This window comes from Ruegeria sp. AM2 (genome assembly GCF_056540685.1).
Genome location: NZ_JBQFXE010000001.1, coordinates 55,082 through 70,574, shown reverse-complemented (window position 1 = coordinate 70,574; position 15,493 = coordinate 55,082). Strand labels below are relative to the sequence as shown.

Here is a 15,493-nt window from a genome sequence, read left to right as displayed (position 1 = left end):
ACCCTAACCCAGCGCGTAGCCTGCTCCGCGTACTGTGCGCACGGGGTCTTGACCACCGTGCTGGGTTAACGCCTTTCGCAGTCGCCCTATATGAACGTCAACAGTGCGCGTATCCACATAGATGTCTCGGCCCCAGACCCGATCCAGCAATTGCTCGCGGCTCCAGACGCGGCCGGGCTTTTCCATGAATGTGCTCAGCAGGCGAAACTCGGTGGGTCCCAACTTCAAAGGTTTGTCCGCGCGGCTGACCTTGTGGGTTTCCGAGTCCAGAATGATGTCGTCAAACTCCAGCCGGATACCAACGGTCGCCGGGCGCACGCGCCGCAACTGGGTCCGGACACGCGCCATCAGCTCGACCACGGAATAGGGTTTGACAACATAGTCGTCCGCGCCGGTTTCCAGACCCCGCACTTTGTCGACCTCTTCGGATCTGGCTGAGAGCATGATGATCGGAATGGACCGCGTGTCGGGGCGTGTTTTGAGGCGCCGGCACACCTCGATCCCGCTGAGGTTCGGCATCATCCAGTCCAGCACGATGATGTCAGGGCTGTCTTCGTCCACCAACAACATCGCTTCATCGCCGCTTGCCGCCTTGGAGACACGAAACCCTTCGGCCTCAAGGTTATAGGCCAGCACTTCACGCTGGGCCAATTCATCTTCCACGACCAGAACAGTGGGCTGATCCGCTGACATTGGTCAGATCTCCTGCGGGGTGTGCGAGGTGATGTCAGCCTTGGGCCGCGCTTCGGTCGGGCGTTCGCCGGTCACAAGATAGACGACCTGTTCGGCGATGGCGGTGACATGATCGCCCATCCGCTCAATATTCTTGGCGATGAAATGCAGGTGCATGCAAGATGAGATGTTGCGCGGGTCTTCGGCCATGAAGGTCAGGAACTCGCGGAACAGACCATTGTACATCTGGTCCACTTCCTCATCTCGCTCGATCACGTCGGCGGCAAGTTCGGCATCACGCTGGATATATGCATCCAGGGCGTCACGAAGCATATGTTCAACTTCGCGGGCCATGCGGCGCAAGGCGGCGGCACTGCCATTGATCTCTCCGGCGTTGACAAGAACGGTGGTCCGCTTGGCGATGTTTTTCGAATAGTCCCCAATGCGTTCCAGGTTGGCCGAAACCTTCAGCACTGACAGGACAAGCCGAAGATCGCCCGCAGTCGGTGACCGCAAGGCAATCAAGCGGGCAGTTTCTTCGTTAATCAGGTCTTCCAGCGCGTCGATGGCTTTGTCGCCCTGGCGAACCTCCTGCGCAAGTTCCTCATCGCGCGACTCCAACGACCGAGCCGAGCTCATAATGGCGGCTTCGACCAGTCCACCCATTTTCATTATATGGGCCTGAATGGCTTCGAGATCGCGGTCAAAAGCGGATGCAATATGTTGTTCGGTCATAGTTTGATACCTGTCCTCAGCCGATCCGGCCGGTGATATAGCTTTCGGTGCGGGGATCTTCGGGATTGGTGAAGATCTGACCCGTTTCGCCGAATTCGACGAGGTTGCCGAGGTGGAAGAATGCGGTTTTCTGGCTGACCCGAGCAGCCTGCTGCATTGAGTGGGTCACGATCACCACCGAATAGCGCGAGCGCAGTTCATCGATCAGTTCCTCGACCTGGGCGGTCGCAATCGGGTCCAGGGCCGAGCATGGCTCGTCCATCAACAGAACCTCGGGTTCCGTCGCTACGGCGCGGGCGATGCACAGGCGCTGTTGTTGACCGCCGGACAGGCCAGTGCCGGGGGCATCCAGACGATCCTTGACCTCATCCCAAATCGCACCGCGACGCAGGGATTTCTCAACGATCTCATCAAGTTCCGCCTTGTTCTTGGCAAGGCCGTGGATGCGCGGGCCATAGGCCACGTTGTCATAAATCGACTTGGGGAACGGGTTCGGTTTCTGGAACACCATACCCACCTTGGCGCGCAGCTGCACCGGATCGACGCGTTTGTCGTAGATATCCTCGCCATCCAGCAGGATATCGCCCTGGACCCGGCAGATGTCGATCGTGTCGTTCATCCGGTTCAGGCAACGCAGAAAGGTCGACTTGCCACAGCCTGACGGGCCGATAAAGGCGGTGACGGTCTTGTCTTCGATCTCGACGTTGACGTCCTTGATGGCGTGCGTCTCACCGTAGTAGACCTGCACTTTGTTCGCGGCGATCTTGATGGCTTTGGAGTCCACGGCTCTCTCCACTCGTGTCATGTCATTCATAATAGCGCCCTCTTACCAGCGGCGTTCAAAGCGGCGGCGCAGTATGACCGCGATGGTGTTCATTGTCACAAGGAAGATCAACAGGATGATGATGCCTCCCCATGCGCGTTCGTAAAAGGCCGGGTCGGCGCGTTTCGACCATTCGTAGATCTGCGCCGGCATAGCCGAGTTCGGAGACAGGAAGCCCGCCACCAGCCCATCAGGTGGGTTCGAGGCGATAAAGCCCACCATCCCGATCAGCAGCAGCGGCGCGGTTTCGCCAAGAGCCTGCGCCAGACCGATGATTGTGCCGGTCAGAATGCCGGGCGCGGCCAGAGGCAGAACATGGTGGAACACCGCCTGCATTTTCGAAGCCCCCACCCCAAGTGCCGCATCGCGGATCGACGGCGGAACCGCCTTCAGCGAGGCTCGGGTTGAAATGATAATCGTCGGCAGGGTCATCAGCGTCAGCACCAGACCGCCCACCAGCGGGGCCGAGGTCGGCAGGTGCATATAGTTGATGAAGACGGCCAAACCTAGAATACCAAACACGATCGACGGCACGGCGGCCAGGTTCGAGATATTGACCTCGATGATATCGGTTAGCCGGTTCTGCGGCGCGAATTCTTCCAGATAGATCGAGGCTGCAACGCCAATCGGCAGCGCCAAAGCCAGCACCACGAACATCATGAACAGCGAGCCCAGCATCGACACACCGATCCCCGCGGCCTCGGGGCGTTGGTCCGAGGCATCCGAGCCGAAGATGAAATCCGGGTTGAACGCTTTATACAGTACGCCTGCATCGCGCAGTTGATCGACGAAATCCAGCTGAGCGACCGTGATGCTTTTGTCATTGGCGATGGACTCGCGGGTCACGCGGCCCTTCATGTAGCCATCGACGCGGCTGTTGACCAGAAAGCGGAAGCTGACGGTTTTGCCGATCTCATCTGGATTGGCGATCACATAATCCCGCAATTCGGCCTGTGCGGCCTTGGACAGGATTTTACCCATGTCCTTGGGCTTCAGGTCAGACTGTATGCCCAGCTCCTGAACTTCGGTCTCAAGCGCCGAGGCGATAAGCGGCGCGTATCCAAAGGTCGAGACCTTTTTGATGTCCTCGATATTGCGGTTGCCCTTCTTGTCCAGCTTGTCTTCTTTCAGCTCAACATTCAGTTCAAGGAAAGACTGCTGGAAGGCACCAGTTCCTGCGGTCACGATATTGGTGACCAGCACGATAAGCATCAGCAGGCCGATCCCGATGGCGGCGATGCCATACATCTTGAACCGGGATTCAGCCGCATTGCGCTTTTTGGTGCGGGCGTCCTTTTCGAACAGCGACCCGTGTTTGGAGGGGGCCTCGGGCGCTGCGCCGGGGGTTTGGGAAATATCGGTCATTCGTACTGCTCCCGGTATTTGCGCACGATATAAAGGGCGAAGATGTTCAGCCCCAGCGTAATGATGAACAGGGTCAGACCCAGCGCAAAGGCCACCAGCGTTTCAGGGCTGGCAAAGTCGGTATCCCCGGTCAACTGGCTGACGATCCGGGTTGTGATGGTCGTCATCGCCTCGAACGGGTTACCCGAGAATTTGGCGATTGCACCGGCGGCCATCACCACGATCATCGTCTCACCGATGGCGCGGCTTGCAGCCAGAAGGATCGCACCCACGATCCCCGGCAACGCGGCGGGCACAACCACCTGACGCACCGTTTCGGAATGCGTCGCGCCCAAACCCAACGAACCATCGCGCATCGACTGCGGTACCGCATTGATGATGTCGTCGGACAGTGACGAGACGAAGGGGATCAGCATAATGCCCATCACCAACCCGGCGGTCAGCACTGCGTTCGAGCTGGCCATCCAGCCCACTCCCAGCGCGCCGCCCTGCCCGAACATCGATACCAATGCGGGACCGACCGTCAGCAAGGCAAACAAACCGTAAACGATGGTTGGAATGCCGGCCAGAATCTCCAACAGAGGTTTTGCAATCGATCGGGTCGCGCCAGACGCATATTCAGACAGATAGATTGCTGCGAACAGGCCAATCGGCACCGCGACCAGCAATGCAATCAACGAGATATAAAGTGTGCCCCACAGCAGCGGCAGGATCGACAATTCGGACCCACCACGAAAATTCGGGGCCCAGGTGCTGCCGAAAAAGAAATCCTTCCACGAATGCAGCTGGAAGAAGTTGAGCGTTTCAAACAACATCGACAGAACAATGCCTACCGTGGTCAGGATCGCGATAGAGGCCGCCAACAGCAGCAGTGCCAGCACCCCTTGTTCCACCACGTTGCGGGCGCGGAATTCCTTGTGTGTGCGGATATACGCGAAGGCCGCCCCAAACAGCGCGACGATCAACACGATCACCTGCATTGCAATCGTACCCGTCGCAGTCATGCTGCGGTATTTCTGTGCCGCGACCAGAATAGGTTGCGTGATCTCTTGCGTTAGAACCTGACCTGCATCCTTCAATGTCTCTGTCAGCTCGTCGATGTCAGCTTCGGCATTGCGGGCCTGCGCCTCGGCAAGCGCTCCGACTGATACAGCACCCTCCAACCCATCCGAAACGCGGCGCACCTCGCTCATGACAAGGCTGCGATCTGCTCCGTCGGGGATTGCATTCTCGGGGATCATGCCTGTGACCGTGCTGTTCACGATCATCGGTTGTGCCAGCAACCAGACAATCAAAACGCCAAGCGCGGGCACCAAGGCCATCAGCGCAACGTTGTAGCCATAGTAGGACGGCAGCGAGTGCAGTTCGCGCGCGTCTCCTCCTGCGCTAACAAGGGCGCGGGACCGCCCTGCGAAATATCCGATCACCGCCAATACAAGCAGGATGAGCAACAGCCAGGATAGTGCCATGGGAACTCCGTCGGAATGGCAGGAGAAGAGTCAAAAAGAACCGGGGCGCGCATAAACCGCCCCGGTTCCATAGGCAAGGGTGATTAGGAACCGCCGCCCAGTACGGTTTCGTTGGCAACAGCTTCCTGAACTTTGACCAGCTCGGGATCCGAAACCAGGCCATACTCGGCCAGCGGGCCATCGGGGCCTGCGATCTCGTCCGCGACGAAGAATTCGGCGTATTCTTTGAGGCCGGGGATCACGCCGATATGCGCCTTCTTCACGTAGAAGAACAGCGGACGGGATACCGGGTACTCGCCGGTTGCGATCGATTCGGTCGACGGAACAACATCAGACATGGTTGCAACCTGCAGCTTGTCGGTGTTGTTTTCATAGAACGCCAGACCAAAGACGCCGATGCCGTCCTTGTTGCTGTCGATGCGAGCCAGTGTTTCGGTGTAGTCGCCGTCGATGTCGACAGAAACGCCATCGGTGCGCAGAGCGATACAGGCTTTCTCGGCTGCTTTCTTCTTGGCCTTGTCGCTGTCGCCTTCAGCAGCCGCCAGATACGCGTCGAAATCGCCCAGATGCTCACAACCGGCCAGGATCACCTTGTCTTCAAACACTTCACGAGTTCCGTGCTTGGTGCCGGGAACGAAAGCGGCAATCGGCTGCGCCGGGAACGCAGGGTTTACGTCGGCCCAGGTTTTGTTGGGGTTGTCGACCAACTGGCCGTCCACAACGATCTGAGCGGACAGAGCTTTGTACCAGTCTTCCGGTGTGAACTCGAACGAGTTACCGTTGATGTCGGATGCGAAAACGATGCCGTCATAGCCGATTTGTACTTCGATGATGTCGGTCACACCGTTGTCGGCACAGGCTTTGATCTCTTTTTCGCGGATTTTGCGCGATGCGTTGGCAACATCGATGGTGTTTTCGCCAACACCTTCGCAGAACCGCTTGAGGCCGGCGGACGAACCACCCGATTCAACAACCGGCGTTGGGAAATCAAAGTTTTCACCGAAGGCTTCAGCGACGATCGATGCGTAAGGCAGAACGGTCGAAGAACCGGCAATCTGAACCTGATCACGAGCTGCGGCGGTAGTGGCCGAAACGGCAGCGATGGCAAGCGCCGAAGCCGACAGTTTTACAAAGGACATCTCAGTCTCCTTGAGAAATTTGGAATGTGATCACCCCCATGATGATCTTGCGGGCACCCCTAAGGACCGCGCGTAAGGCTTTTGTGACAGGTTTGTAACGGTTTCATGACAGCGTGAAAAAAACTTGAAAAAAACTTAATGTGACGCGGGGAAAACGTCATGTGGCGCAGCCGAACCCGCCCGGAGATCCACCTAGCCCGGCAGGATCACCGTAAAAACCGAGCCTTTGCCCAAATCGCTTTCAACTCGCAACCGACCGCGGTGCCGATTCACGATATGCTTGACGATGGCCAGCCCCAGGCCGGTTCCTCCCAACTCGCGCGAACGGTGGCTGTCGGCACGATAAAACCGCTCGGTCAGGCGCGGCAGATGCACTGGATCAATTCCCGGGCCTTTATCAACAATCTGCACCCGGACCGATGGTCCACGCATCGCGGTATCGCGTTCGGATGCGGTCACACGCACATCGACACTGCCGCCACTGCCGCCGTATTTGACGGCGTTTTCAATCAAGTTGGTGAAGACCTGACGCAATTGATCGCTGTCGCCCATCAGCATCAGCGGATCGGGTGGCGCAATAAGGTTCAGCGAGACAGAAGCGCCCTCGGCGAGAGGCGTAAGCGAGTTCAACGTCGATTGCAGCAAACCGACCAGTTCCAGTTCTTCGCGCGGTCTGACACGCTCTTCACTTTCCACCCGGTTCAGCGACAGAAGATCACCAACAAGCCGGTTCATCCGGTTGGCCTCATCCGCCATGATCTGCAGGAACCGTTCGCGTGCGTTGACGTCATCGCGCGCAGGTCCGCGCAGTGTTTCGATAAACCCCATCAACGCAGTCAGCGGTGTGCGCAGCTCGTGGCTGACATTGGCGACAAAATCGCGGCGCATCTGGCCGGCCTGTTCCAGGTGGGTGACATCCTGAAACGTAACCAGCACCGCGCCGCCTTCGACCGCGCCGACCCCGTTCATATAGCGACACTCGACCTCGAACGTGGTGTCTTGCGCGCCGTCATTGGACAGGTGCCGCGTCTTAGCGGGTTTTTTCAAGAGAAGGCTTTGTTCAAGTGTTTCGATCACCTGCGGCTGGCGCAGAATCGTCGCGAAATGACGTCCCTGAATATTTTGCCCCAACATCGTACGCGCATCGGTATTGGCAGCTATGATCCGTTCGGTCTGATCGACCATCAAAGCGGGCATCGGAACGGCCGAGACAAATTCGGCTAGCAAGTCCTCGGACATGATCATTGCTTTCAGACTATGCGGGTACGGGCCGCATTGTATCGCGGAATTTCCTCATGTTCTCCTGATAATGCAGCGCGCTAAGGGTGATGCGCTGCGCCGCCGCGTTGTCCAGTTGCCGCACGACCTTGCCGGGCGAACCCATGACCAGAGAATTGTCGGGTATTTCCTTGTTTTCGGTGATCAAGGCCCCTGCCCCGATCAGGCAATTCTTGCCGATTTTGGCACCGTTCAGAACGATAGCGCCCATTCCGATCAGGCTGTTGTCTCCGATCGTGCAGCCGTGCAGCATGACCTTATGCCCAATCGTGCAATTCGCACCGATTGTCAGAGGATACCCTGCATCAATATGCATGACGCAGTTTTCCTGCACGTTGCTGCCCGCGCCCACGCGGATTTCTTCGTGGTCGGCACGAATGGTGCAGCCAAACCAGACCGAGGCGCCCTCTTCCAAAACCACCTTGCCAATCAGATTGGCGTCCGGAGCAACCCATGTGTCTTGGTGCAATTGCGGCGCGTCGTCGCCCAGAGCGTAAATCGTCATGAAATCCCCTCGAACTCATTTTGCAGTTTGCGGATATGAGATTGCAGGCGCGGTTGCTGAATGCGACGCATCCGCTCGGCGCTGACGATGGTCTTCAGCTTTTCTTCAGTTGCGTCCAGATCGTCATTTATCAGCACGTAATCATAGTACCCCCAATGGCTGATCTCATCCCAGCTTTTCAGCATCCGCTTTGAGATAACGTCCTCGCTGTCCTGACCCCGGCTTTCCAGCCTGCGCCGCAACTCGGGGATCGACGGCGGCAGGATAAAGATCGACAGCGCATGCTTGCCCAGATCCGAGTTCCTGATCTGCACTTCCCCCTGCCAGTCCACGTCGAACAGCACGTCACGCCCCTGATCGATGGAGCTCCGAACCGGTCCCGCTGGCGAGCCGTAAAAGTTGCCGAAGACATGCGCGTGTTCCAGCATCTGGCCGTCCGCCACTTGCTGCTTGAACGCGTCTTCGGTCAGAAAGTAATACTCACGCCCGTCCTCTTCCCCAGGGCGCGGCGCGCGTGTCGTGGCCGAAATCGAGAATTCCAGATCGGAATCCCATTGCATCAGCCGTCGGGCCAAGGTGGATTTACCCGCGCCAGAAGGCGAGGACAGAATGATAAGTAGGCCTCGGCGATCCGCCATATCTTGGTTCCTGTCTTTATTCCACGTTCTGCACTTGCTCGCGCATCTGATCAATAACTGCCTTCAATTCCAGCCCTACCGATGTCAGTTCGGCGTTTTGGGATTTGGAACACAGCGTGTTTGCCTCGCGGTTGAACTCCTGCATCAGAAAATCCAGCTTGCGTCCAACCGGGCCGTCCTTCGTCAACAGCTCTTTTGCCGCCTCGACATGGGTCGACAAACGGTCAATTTCCTCTGTGATGTCCGCTTTGACCGCAATTATGGCCAGTTCCTGCGCAACCCGATCAGCGTCGGCACCCTGGGCGTTGTCCATAACGCGGGCGAGATTTTCGCGGAGAGATTGAGCCGTCTCATGGTGCCGTTTTTCGACCAATCCGGCAGCCTGTTCAGTCAATTCGGCGACTTTCACAAGCTGATCTTTCAGAATATTTGCCAGCGATGTTCCTTCGGCCTCGCGCATATCAATGAAGGCGGCCAAAAGTTCGCCGAACTCAGATTTTAGCTGCGCAACCAGCGGAGCGGTGTCTTCCTCACCGCTACCAGCCTCAAGCATTCCTTTCAAAGCCAGCAAGTCGCTGGCCGAGGATGGCGCAAGAGTCACGCCCCTTTCTTTTGCCAACGCTTCGGTCTGCGCCACCGCCTCAATTGCAACCTTGATGGCGGCTACGTTCAGTTGCAGGTCGGCTGTGGTTTCTTCGCGAGCGACCCGCAAAGACAAAGCGACATTGCCGCGCCCCAGTGATTTGGCCATCTCGGCCCGCAACGCCGCCTCAAGACCGGTTAGCCAGTCGGGAACGCGAATGCGCATGTCCAGCCCCTTGCCGTTCACGCTGCGCAACTCCCAGGCCCAGCTATATGGCCCGAACGTACCTTTGTCCGAGGCGAATCCGGTCATGGATCTGATCATGCCTGCCCTTTCCTATTTTGGTCGCCACACCGCTCGCCGCACCTAATGCCATCCGCCATGCGGGGGCAAGCCTTTGCTTATTCATGCATTCAGGCCATTACGTTAACCATTCGTTAAAGAATTACTCCAAAATAGAACTACCCCGTGTCAATCTGCCCAGAGCAAAGATTGGTGTGTCGCAGGTTCGCCCGTTAGGTGGCATTTTATGAAAATCGCGGCCGATTGACGTTAGGGTGATGAAATGAAAACCTTTTTCGGGATTGGTTCCGACCAGAGATTTGGAAAGATCGTTGCAATGGATCGTTTTGACAGTGGGCGCAGTCTGTCCCCCATCCGTCAGGCCGAGGCCTATTGGACCGCGTTGCTGCCGGGCGACGGGGTGCCGATGCGTTCGCAGATCGATCCGCGCGGGCTTGAGAATATTCTGGAATATACGTTTATTCTGGAACGGATCGCGCCCGGTCTGGCGCGCTTTCGCCTGGCGGGCAGCCATCTGAACAAGCTGGCCGGGATGGAAGTGCGTGGCATGCCACTTACGTCGTTTTTTGAACCTGCCGCGCGTAAAGATGTCTCGGACCACCTGAACCGCGTCTTTTCCGCCCCTGCGGTCGCGGACTTAGGTCTTGTGTCACCGGGCAAGATTGGCCGCACTCAAATGGATGCGCGCATGATCCTTTTACCGCTCAAAAGCGATCTCGGGGATGTGAGTCGAGCGCTAGGGGTCATGGTCAGCGATGGCGTTGTCGGGGCAACGCCACGCAGATTTTCGATCACGGACAGCACTGTGCGAGACGTTTCGAACCTGCAGCAACTGCCTCGTCCGATTCCGCAACATGAGGCGGGATTTGCCGAGGATCAAAGCACATTCAAGCCTAAAGGCCGTCATCTAAGACTTGTTTCGTCGCGTGATGACTAAAAAAGGCGGGCACATGGCCCGCCTTTCTTCTAAATTGCAAACCTTTAGCTGGCGGCGCGTTTGGTGCGACCACCGCGCAAGTTGGTCAGTTCCTCGGCAACGAGGAAAGCCAACTCCAGCGATTGCGTTGCGTTCAGGCGCGGGTCGCATGCTGTGTGGTAGCGATCCGAAAGGTCTTCTTCTGTAACGGCGCGCACACCTCCGGTGCATTCAGTGACGTCAAGACCGGTCATCTCGAAATGCACGCCGCCGGGGATGGTGCCCTCAGCCTGATGCACACCAAAGAAGTCGCGCACTTCGCGCAGTACCGAGTCGAATGGGCGAGTCTTGTAGCCGGTTGCCGACTTGATGGTATTGCCATGCATCGGATCACAGACCCATGTCACCTTGGCGCCTTCTTCTTTCACGGCCTTGATCAGACGCGGCAGATGCTCACCTGCTTTGCCAGCACCGAAACGCGCGATAAGCGTCAGACGCCCCTCTTCGTTTTCGGGGTTCAGTTTGGACATGAGAACCTTCAGGTCCTCGGCCGTCGTCGTTGGGCCACACTTCAGTCCGATCGGGTTCAGAACGCCCCGGCAGAATTCAACATGTGCACCATCAGGTTGACGGGTACGGTCGCCGATCCAGATCATGTGACCAGAACCAGCAAGCCAATTGCCCGAGGTTGAGTCCAAACGGGTCAGTGCCTCTTCATACTCCAGCAACAACCCTTCGTGGCTGGTGTAGAACTCAACGGTCGAGAATTCATGTGTGGTGTCGGCGGTAATTCCTGCCGCTCCCATGAAGTCGATCGTGTCCTGAATACGGTCCGCAATCTCAGAGTATTTGTGCACGTCCTGTTCATCAGCAAAGCCGAGAGTCCACGAATGCACCATGCTCATATCGGCGAAACCGCCGGTCGAGAAGGCGCGCAGCAGATTCAGTGTCGCCGCCGCCTGTGTATAGGCCTGCAGCATCTTGCCCGGATTCGGAATGCGCGCCTCGGGTGTGAAGGCCAGTTCGTTGATGATGTCACCGCGGTAGCTGGGCAGTTCCACGCCATCCACAACTTCGGTCGGCGCGCTGCGCGGCTTGGCAAACTGACCCGCCATACGGCCTACTTTGATGACCGGAACTTTGGCGCCATAGGTCAAAACCATTGCCATCTGCAGCATCACTTTGAACGTGTCGCGGATCGCATCCGCGCTGAATTGTTCAAAGCTTTCAGCACAATCCCCGCCCTGCAGCAGGAAGGCCTCGCCGCGACCGGCGGCACCCAGATGTTGCTTAAGACGCCGCGCCTCGCCTGCAAAGACCAGCGGGGGATATTGCGAAAGCTGCGCCTCGACTTTGGCCAGCGCGGCCGCGTCGGTATAGTCTGGCATCTGAACCCGTGGCTTGTTGCGCCAGTTCGTTTTTTGCCATTCACTCATAGCTTTGATCTCCGCTGAGGTAATTCAGGTGGTCTCTATACAAAAAGCTTTGATCAGAGACCATATCCCTTTTGGGCCTCTTGACGGCGCAAACAAGCTTTGAGCATGTTGGCAGGCACATACGTACCTGCGGGCAACCGCAGTACGCACCGAATCAAGGACAGTTCGCCATGCAAGAGCAACGCCAAGTTGTCACTGTGGACAGCAGCGCGGCAAAGCCGCACAATTTCGTTTTTGTGCTTCTGGACAAATTCTCTTTGCTGTCTTTCGCGTCTGCGCTCGACAGCCTTCGCATCGCAAACCGTATGGCAAACCGCGAGCTATACACGTGGGAGTTGGCCGGCGAGGGTGGAGAGACGGTCAAGTGCTCGGCCGGGACAACGTTCAAACTGGATTGTGATCTTGAAGAGTTGCAGCGCGACGAAGTGATCATGGTTTGCGGCGGAGTCGATGTTCAGGCGGCGACAACGAAACGCGTGTTGAACTGGCTGCGTCGCGAGGCCCGCAAAGGGCTGAAGATCGGTGGATTGTGTACTGCTGCTTATACGCTGGCCAAGGCGGGGCTGATGGACGGAAAGAAGGCCACGATCCACTGGGAAAACTCGGATAGTTTCGCGGAAGAATTTGATGCCGTCGAACTGACCAAATCCGTCTTTCTGATCGACGGCAATCGCATGACGACAGCCGGTGGGACATCGTCAATCGATCTTATGCTGAAACTCATCGCCGACGATTATGGTGAAGACCTTGCAAACGCGGTGGCTGATCAGATGATCTATTCTTCGATCCGCACCGACCAAGACACCCAGCGCCTGTCGACGCCGACACGGATTGGCGTGCGTCACCCAAAGCTCAGCCAGGTCATCATGATGATGGAGAAAAACATCGAAGAGCCGATCTCGCCCTCGATCCTCGCCAAAGATGTGGGCATGTCGACCCGTCAGCTAGAGCGCCTGTTTCGCCGCTACCTGAGCCGGTCGCCCAAACGGTACTACATGGAACTGCGTCTTCACAAAGCACGCAACCTGTTGATGCAGACGGATATGAGCGTGATCAACGTCGCGCTGGCCTGCGGTTTCGCCTCGCCCAGCCATTTCTCAAAATGTTACCGCGCGCATTATAACACCACGCCGTATCGCGAGCGTGGGGCGCAGGCTGGTCGGCTTTCAGTTTAGCCGGGCGTCATCCGATAGACCGCGCCCTCACCGACAGAAATGAACCAGATAGAACCATCCGGGGCTTCTACGATATCGCGAACACGTTCGGTTTCAGGTCCCTTTATCTGCTCGACTTCGCGCAATGGGTTCCCTGACAGACGAGAAATATAGTCGAATTTCAGCGATCCAACGAATAAGTCATCCTTCCATTGCGGCCAGAGCTTGCCGGAATAAACCAGCAAACCTGACGGTGCGATTGACGGGTCCCAGTAGTACTCGGGCTGCTTCATTCCCGGTTTCGACGTGCCTTCACCGATCTTCTGACCGGAATAGTGCACGCCATAAGAAATGACTGGCCAGCCATAGTTTGCACCGGGCTCCACCAAATTCACCTCGTCGCCCCCACGGGCACCATGTTCAGAAACCCAAAGCTTGCCCCGCGCATCCAATCCCGCGCCTTGTGGATTACGATGACCGTATGACCAGATTTCCGGCCGCATGCCGGATTGCCCAACAAAGGGGTTGTCTTCGGGAATTGATCCATCTCGGTTAATTCGGATCACCGTTCCCATGTGATTGGACCGGTCCTGTGCCTGAGGACGGTCACCGCGGTCACCAATGGTAACGTAAAGTGTCCCGTCACGTGCTTCGACCACGCGAGAGCCAAAGTGTCGGCCACCCGAGCCGCCCGGTACAGCCTCGAATATCACGCGGGTATTGGTCAGACGGTCCCCGCCCTCAGAAAGACGCGCAATGGCAACGGCAGTTCCGGCACCACCTCGTTGCGGTTTCGAGAAGGTCAGGAAAATCTCGCGGCTTTGCGCAAAGTCACGGGCAACCGTCACGTCCAGCAAGCCTCCCTGCCCGTTCGCAGCAACTTTCGGCATGCCCTTGACGCGTTTTGCTTGACCATCGCTGACATACAAAAGATCGCCGTCCCGTTCCGTGACCAGAAAAGAGCCGTCCGGCAAAACACCAACCGCCCAGGGGGTGTCTAAACCTTCGACCACTTTTGCAACCTGAACCGGACCCGCCGACGTTCGCAGCACATCGGCATTGACCAACGTAGTGCAGCAACACAGCATCAGAATCGCGAAAGCTCGGAACATATTCACCTCCATCCATTGGACGATATCGCCGGATCGGGCGACAAACCTATAGAAACAAATAGGATTGTGACCGGTAAAAACACAGTTTCGTTAGGACTTTTCTTTTTTTGGTAGCTTGCCTAGGGTCGTGCCCAGAACGATTACGTTCACAACAGGGAGTAACCATATGAAAAAGCTGCTTACTGCAACTGCAGCATCCGCTCTGCTGGCTGGTCCGGCACTGGCCGAGGACATCACGCTGGGCGTTCTGTTTGGCTTCACCGGTCCGATTGAATCTCTGGCCCCCGCAATGGGTTCGGGTGCCGAGATGGCGATGGCCGAAGTCTCCGAATCCGGCAAGCTGCTGGATGGCACCAAGGTCAGCGCGTCGCGCGCCGACACCGGCTGCATCGACAATGGTCTGGCCACCTCGAACGGCGAACGCATGATCGCGGACGGCGTTGCTGGCATCATTGGCGGCGACTGCTCGGGCGTCACCGGCGCGATTCTGCAGAACGTCGCGATTCCGAACGGCATGGTGATGATTTCGCCGTCGGCAACCTCGCCCGGCCTGTCGACCATGGAAGATAACGGCCTGTTCTTCCGCACCGCCCCGTCGGATGCGCGTGAAGGTCAGGTGATGGCCGACATCCTGAACGATCGCGGCATCAGTTCGATCGCTCTGACCTACACCAATAACGACTATGGTAAGGGTCTGGCGGACGCGATCCAATCCTCGTACGAGGCTTCGGGTGGCGAAGTGACCATTGTCGCAGCCCACGAGGACGGCAAGGCTGATTATTCGGCTGAAGTCGGCGCGCTGGCCTCGGCCGGTGGCGACATTCTGGTCGTTGCAGGCTATCTGGACCAAGGCGGTCTGGGCATCATCCAGTCGGCGCTGGACAGCGGTGCGTTCGATACGTTCGGTCTACCGGGCGGCATGATCGGTGACTCGCTGCCTGCCAATGTCGGTCCGGACCTGAACGGCTCGTTCGGTCAGATCGCTGGCTCGGGTGGTGAAGGTGCTGAAAAGTACTTTGCCATGGCCGAAGCTGCAGGCTTCGACGGCTCGTCGCCCTACTCGCCGGAAAGCTATGACGCCGCGGCTCTGTTCATGCTGGCCATGCAGGCCGCAGGCTCGACCAGCCCCGCGGATTATGGCGCGAAAATCATGGACGTTGCCAACGCTCCGGGTGAGAAGATCTATCCGGGTGAACTGGCCAAGGGTTTGGAGCTGCTGGCTGCAGGTCAAGACATCGACTATGTCGGCGCGTCGGGCGTTGAGCTGATCGGCCCCGGTGAAAGCGCGGGCTCTTATCGCGAGATCGAAGTGACCGACGGCGAAAACAAGACCGTCAACTTCCGTTGATCCGAGGTTAATAGTCA

General features: G+C 57.6%; 15 protein-coding genes. 3 read left to right on the top strand and 12 right to left on the bottom strand.

Features of this window, described 5'->3' with window-relative positions:
• Window positions 1–3: 3 nt before the first annotated feature.
• From phoB to ACR0CR_RS00315, 10 genes are all read right to left on the bottom strand, one after another.
• Window positions 4–693 carry a phosphate regulon transcriptional regulator PhoB gene (gene phoB / locus ACR0CR_RS00360; RefSeq protein WP_480595701.1) on the bottom strand — a complete coding sequence of 230 codons (690 nt, stop codon included), beginning with the start codon at window positions 691–693 and terminating at the stop codon, window positions 4–6.
• 3 nt (window positions 694–696) lie between these two features.
• Window positions 697–1,407 carry a phosphate signaling complex protein PhoU gene (phoU, locus tag ACR0CR_RS00355; RefSeq protein ID WP_480595699.1) on the bottom strand — a complete coding sequence of 237 codons (711 nt, stop codon included), beginning with the start codon at window positions 1,405–1,407 and terminating at the stop codon, window positions 697–699.
• 16 nt (window positions 1,408–1,423) lie between these two features.
• Entirely contained in the window at window positions 1,424–2,221 is a 798-nt protein-coding gene (gene pstB, locus ACR0CR_RS00350; protein WP_480595697.1) for a phosphate ABC transporter ATP-binding protein PstB, read from the bottom strand.
• A 12-nt stretch (window positions 2,222–2,233) separates the two neighbouring features.
• Entirely contained in the window at window positions 2,234–3,595 is a 1,362-nt protein-coding gene (gene pstA / locus ACR0CR_RS00345) for a phosphate ABC transporter permease PstA (protein WP_480595696.1), read from the bottom strand.
• Window positions 3,592–5,064 carry a phosphate ABC transporter permease subunit PstC gene (pstC, locus tag ACR0CR_RS00340; RefSeq protein WP_480595694.1) on the bottom strand — a complete coding sequence of 491 codons (1,473 nt, stop codon included), beginning with the start codon at window positions 5,062–5,064 and terminating at the stop codon, window positions 3,592–3,594. Before pstC ends, pstA begins: the two co-directional genes overlap by 4 nt.
• Window positions 5,065–5,147: 83 nt before the next feature.
• Window positions 5,148–6,203, bottom strand: a complete 1,056-nt coding sequence (locus tag ACR0CR_RS00335; protein ID WP_480595692.1) for a substrate-binding domain-containing protein — start codon at window positions 6,201–6,203, stop codon at window positions 5,148–5,150.
• Window positions 6,204–6,395: 192 nt separating this feature from the next.
• Window positions 6,396–7,442 carry a sensor histidine kinase gene (locus ACR0CR_RS00330; protein ID WP_480595691.1) on the bottom strand — a complete coding sequence of 349 codons (1,047 nt, stop codon included), beginning with the start codon at window positions 7,440–7,442 and terminating at the stop codon, window positions 6,396–6,398.
• A gap of 16 nt (window positions 7,443–7,458) precedes the next feature.
• Window positions 7,459–7,986 (bottom strand): gamma carbonic anhydrase family protein, encoded by a 528-nt coding sequence (locus tag ACR0CR_RS00325; RefSeq protein WP_480595690.1) that lies wholly within the window; start codon window positions 7,984–7,986, stop codon window positions 7,459–7,461.
• Window positions 7,983–8,624: a guanylate kinase gene (gmk, locus tag ACR0CR_RS00320; RefSeq protein WP_480595688.1), complete on the bottom strand. Its 642-nt coding sequence runs from the start codon at window positions 8,622–8,624 to the stop codon at window positions 7,983–7,985. Before gmk ends, ACR0CR_RS00325 begins: the two co-directional genes overlap by 4 nt.
• Before the next feature lie 16 nt (window positions 8,625–8,640).
• Window positions 8,641–9,531 carry a YicC/YloC family endoribonuclease gene (locus ACR0CR_RS00315; RefSeq protein ID WP_480595687.1) on the bottom strand — a complete coding sequence of 297 codons (891 nt, stop codon included), beginning with the start codon at window positions 9,529–9,531 and terminating at the stop codon, window positions 8,641–8,643.
• Between the two features lie 241 nt (window positions 9,532–9,772).
• Here ACR0CR_RS00315 and ACR0CR_RS00310 point away from each other — a divergent pair, with 241 nt between their 5' ends.
• Window positions 9,773–10,447, top strand: a complete 675-nt coding sequence (locus ACR0CR_RS00310) for a PAS domain-containing protein (RefSeq protein ID WP_480595685.1) — start codon at window positions 9,773–9,775, stop codon at window positions 10,445–10,447.
• A gap of 44 nt (window positions 10,448–10,491) precedes the next feature.
• Here the strand turns inward: ACR0CR_RS00310 and ACR0CR_RS00305 are convergent, their stop codons facing one another.
• The gene (locus tag ACR0CR_RS00305) at window positions 10,492–11,862 is read right to left on the bottom strand and encodes a class II 3-deoxy-7-phosphoheptulonate synthase (protein ID WP_480595683.1); all 1,371 of its coding nucleotides are present in this window, start codon (window positions 11,860–11,862) and stop codon (window positions 10,492–10,494) included.
• A gap of 170 nt (window positions 11,863–12,032) precedes the next feature.
• Between ACR0CR_RS00305 and ACR0CR_RS00300 the strand changes: the two genes are divergently transcribed.
• A complete protein-coding gene (locus tag ACR0CR_RS00300) occupies window positions 12,033–13,037 on the top strand; it encodes a GlxA family transcriptional regulator (protein WP_480595681.1) in 1,005 nt (334 codons plus the stop codon).
• On the opposite strand, the gene ACR0CR_RS00295 is transcribed toward ACR0CR_RS00300, so the two are convergent.
• The gene (locus ACR0CR_RS00295; protein WP_480595679.1) at window positions 13,034–14,128 is read right to left on the bottom strand and encodes a PQQ-dependent sugar dehydrogenase; all 1,095 of its coding nucleotides are present in this window, start codon (window positions 14,126–14,128) and stop codon (window positions 13,034–13,036) included. The genes ACR0CR_RS00300 and ACR0CR_RS00295 overlap by 4 nt on opposite strands.
• 166 nt (window positions 14,129–14,294) lie before the next feature.
• On the opposite strand from ACR0CR_RS00295, the gene ACR0CR_RS00290 reads away from it, so the two are divergent.
• On the top strand, window positions 14,295–15,476 hold the full coding sequence (locus tag ACR0CR_RS00290) for an ABC transporter substrate-binding protein (RefSeq protein ID WP_480595677.1): 1,182 nt from the start codon (window positions 14,295–14,297) through the stop codon (window positions 15,474–15,476).
• Window positions 15,477–15,493: the final 17 nt, after the last annotated feature.

Coding starts and splice junctions, on each gene's coding strand:
- phoB (WP_480595701.1), bottom strand. CDS start 693: ATGTCAGCGGATCAGCCCACTGTTCTGGTCGTGGAAGATGAATTGGCC.
- phoU (WP_480595699.1), bottom strand. CDS start 1,407: ATGACCGAACAACATATTGCATCCGCTTTTGACCGCGATCTCGAAGCC.
- pstB (WP_480595697.1), bottom strand. CDS start 2,221: ATGAATGACATGACACGAGTGGAGAGAGCCGTGGACTCCAAAGCCATC.
- pstA (WP_480595696.1), bottom strand. CDS start 3,595: ATGACCGATATTTCCCAAACCCCCGGCGCAGCGCCCGAGGCCCCCTCC.
- pstC (WP_480595694.1), bottom strand. CDS start 5,064: ATGGCACTATCCTGGCTGTTGCTCATCCTGCTTGTATTGGCGGTGATC.
- ACR0CR_RS00335 (WP_480595692.1), bottom strand. CDS start 6,203: ATGTCCTTTGTAAAACTGTCGGCTTCGGCGCTTGCCATCGCTGCCGTT.
- ACR0CR_RS00330 (WP_480595691.1), bottom strand. CDS start 7,442: ATGTCCGAGGACTTGCTAGCCGAATTTGTCTCGGCCGTTCCGATGCCC.
- ACR0CR_RS00325 (WP_480595690.1), bottom strand. CDS start 7,986: ATGACGATTTACGCTCTGGGCGACGACGCGCCGCAATTGCACCAAGAC.
- gmk (WP_480595688.1), bottom strand. CDS start 8,624: ATGGCGGATCGCCGAGGCCTACTTATCATTCTGTCCTCGCCTTCTGGC.
- ACR0CR_RS00315 (WP_480595687.1), bottom strand. CDS start 9,531: ATGATCAGATCCATGACCGGATTCGCCTCGGACAAAGGTACGTTCGGG.
- ACR0CR_RS00310 (WP_480595685.1), top strand. CDS start 9,773: ATGAAAACCTTTTTCGGGATTGGTTCCGACCAGAGATTTGGAAAGATC.
- ACR0CR_RS00305 (WP_480595683.1), bottom strand. CDS start 11,862: ATGAGTGAATGGCAAAAAACGAACTGGCGCAACAAGCCACGGGTTCAG.
- ACR0CR_RS00300 (WP_480595681.1), top strand. CDS start 12,033: ATGCAAGAGCAACGCCAAGTTGTCACTGTGGACAGCAGCGCGGCAAAG.
- ACR0CR_RS00295 (WP_480595679.1), bottom strand. CDS start 14,128: ATGTTCCGAGCTTTCGCGATTCTGATGCTGTGTTGCTGCACTACGTTG.
- ACR0CR_RS00290 (WP_480595677.1), top strand. CDS start 14,295: ATGAAAAAGCTGCTTACTGCAACTGCAGCATCCGCTCTGCTGGCTGGT.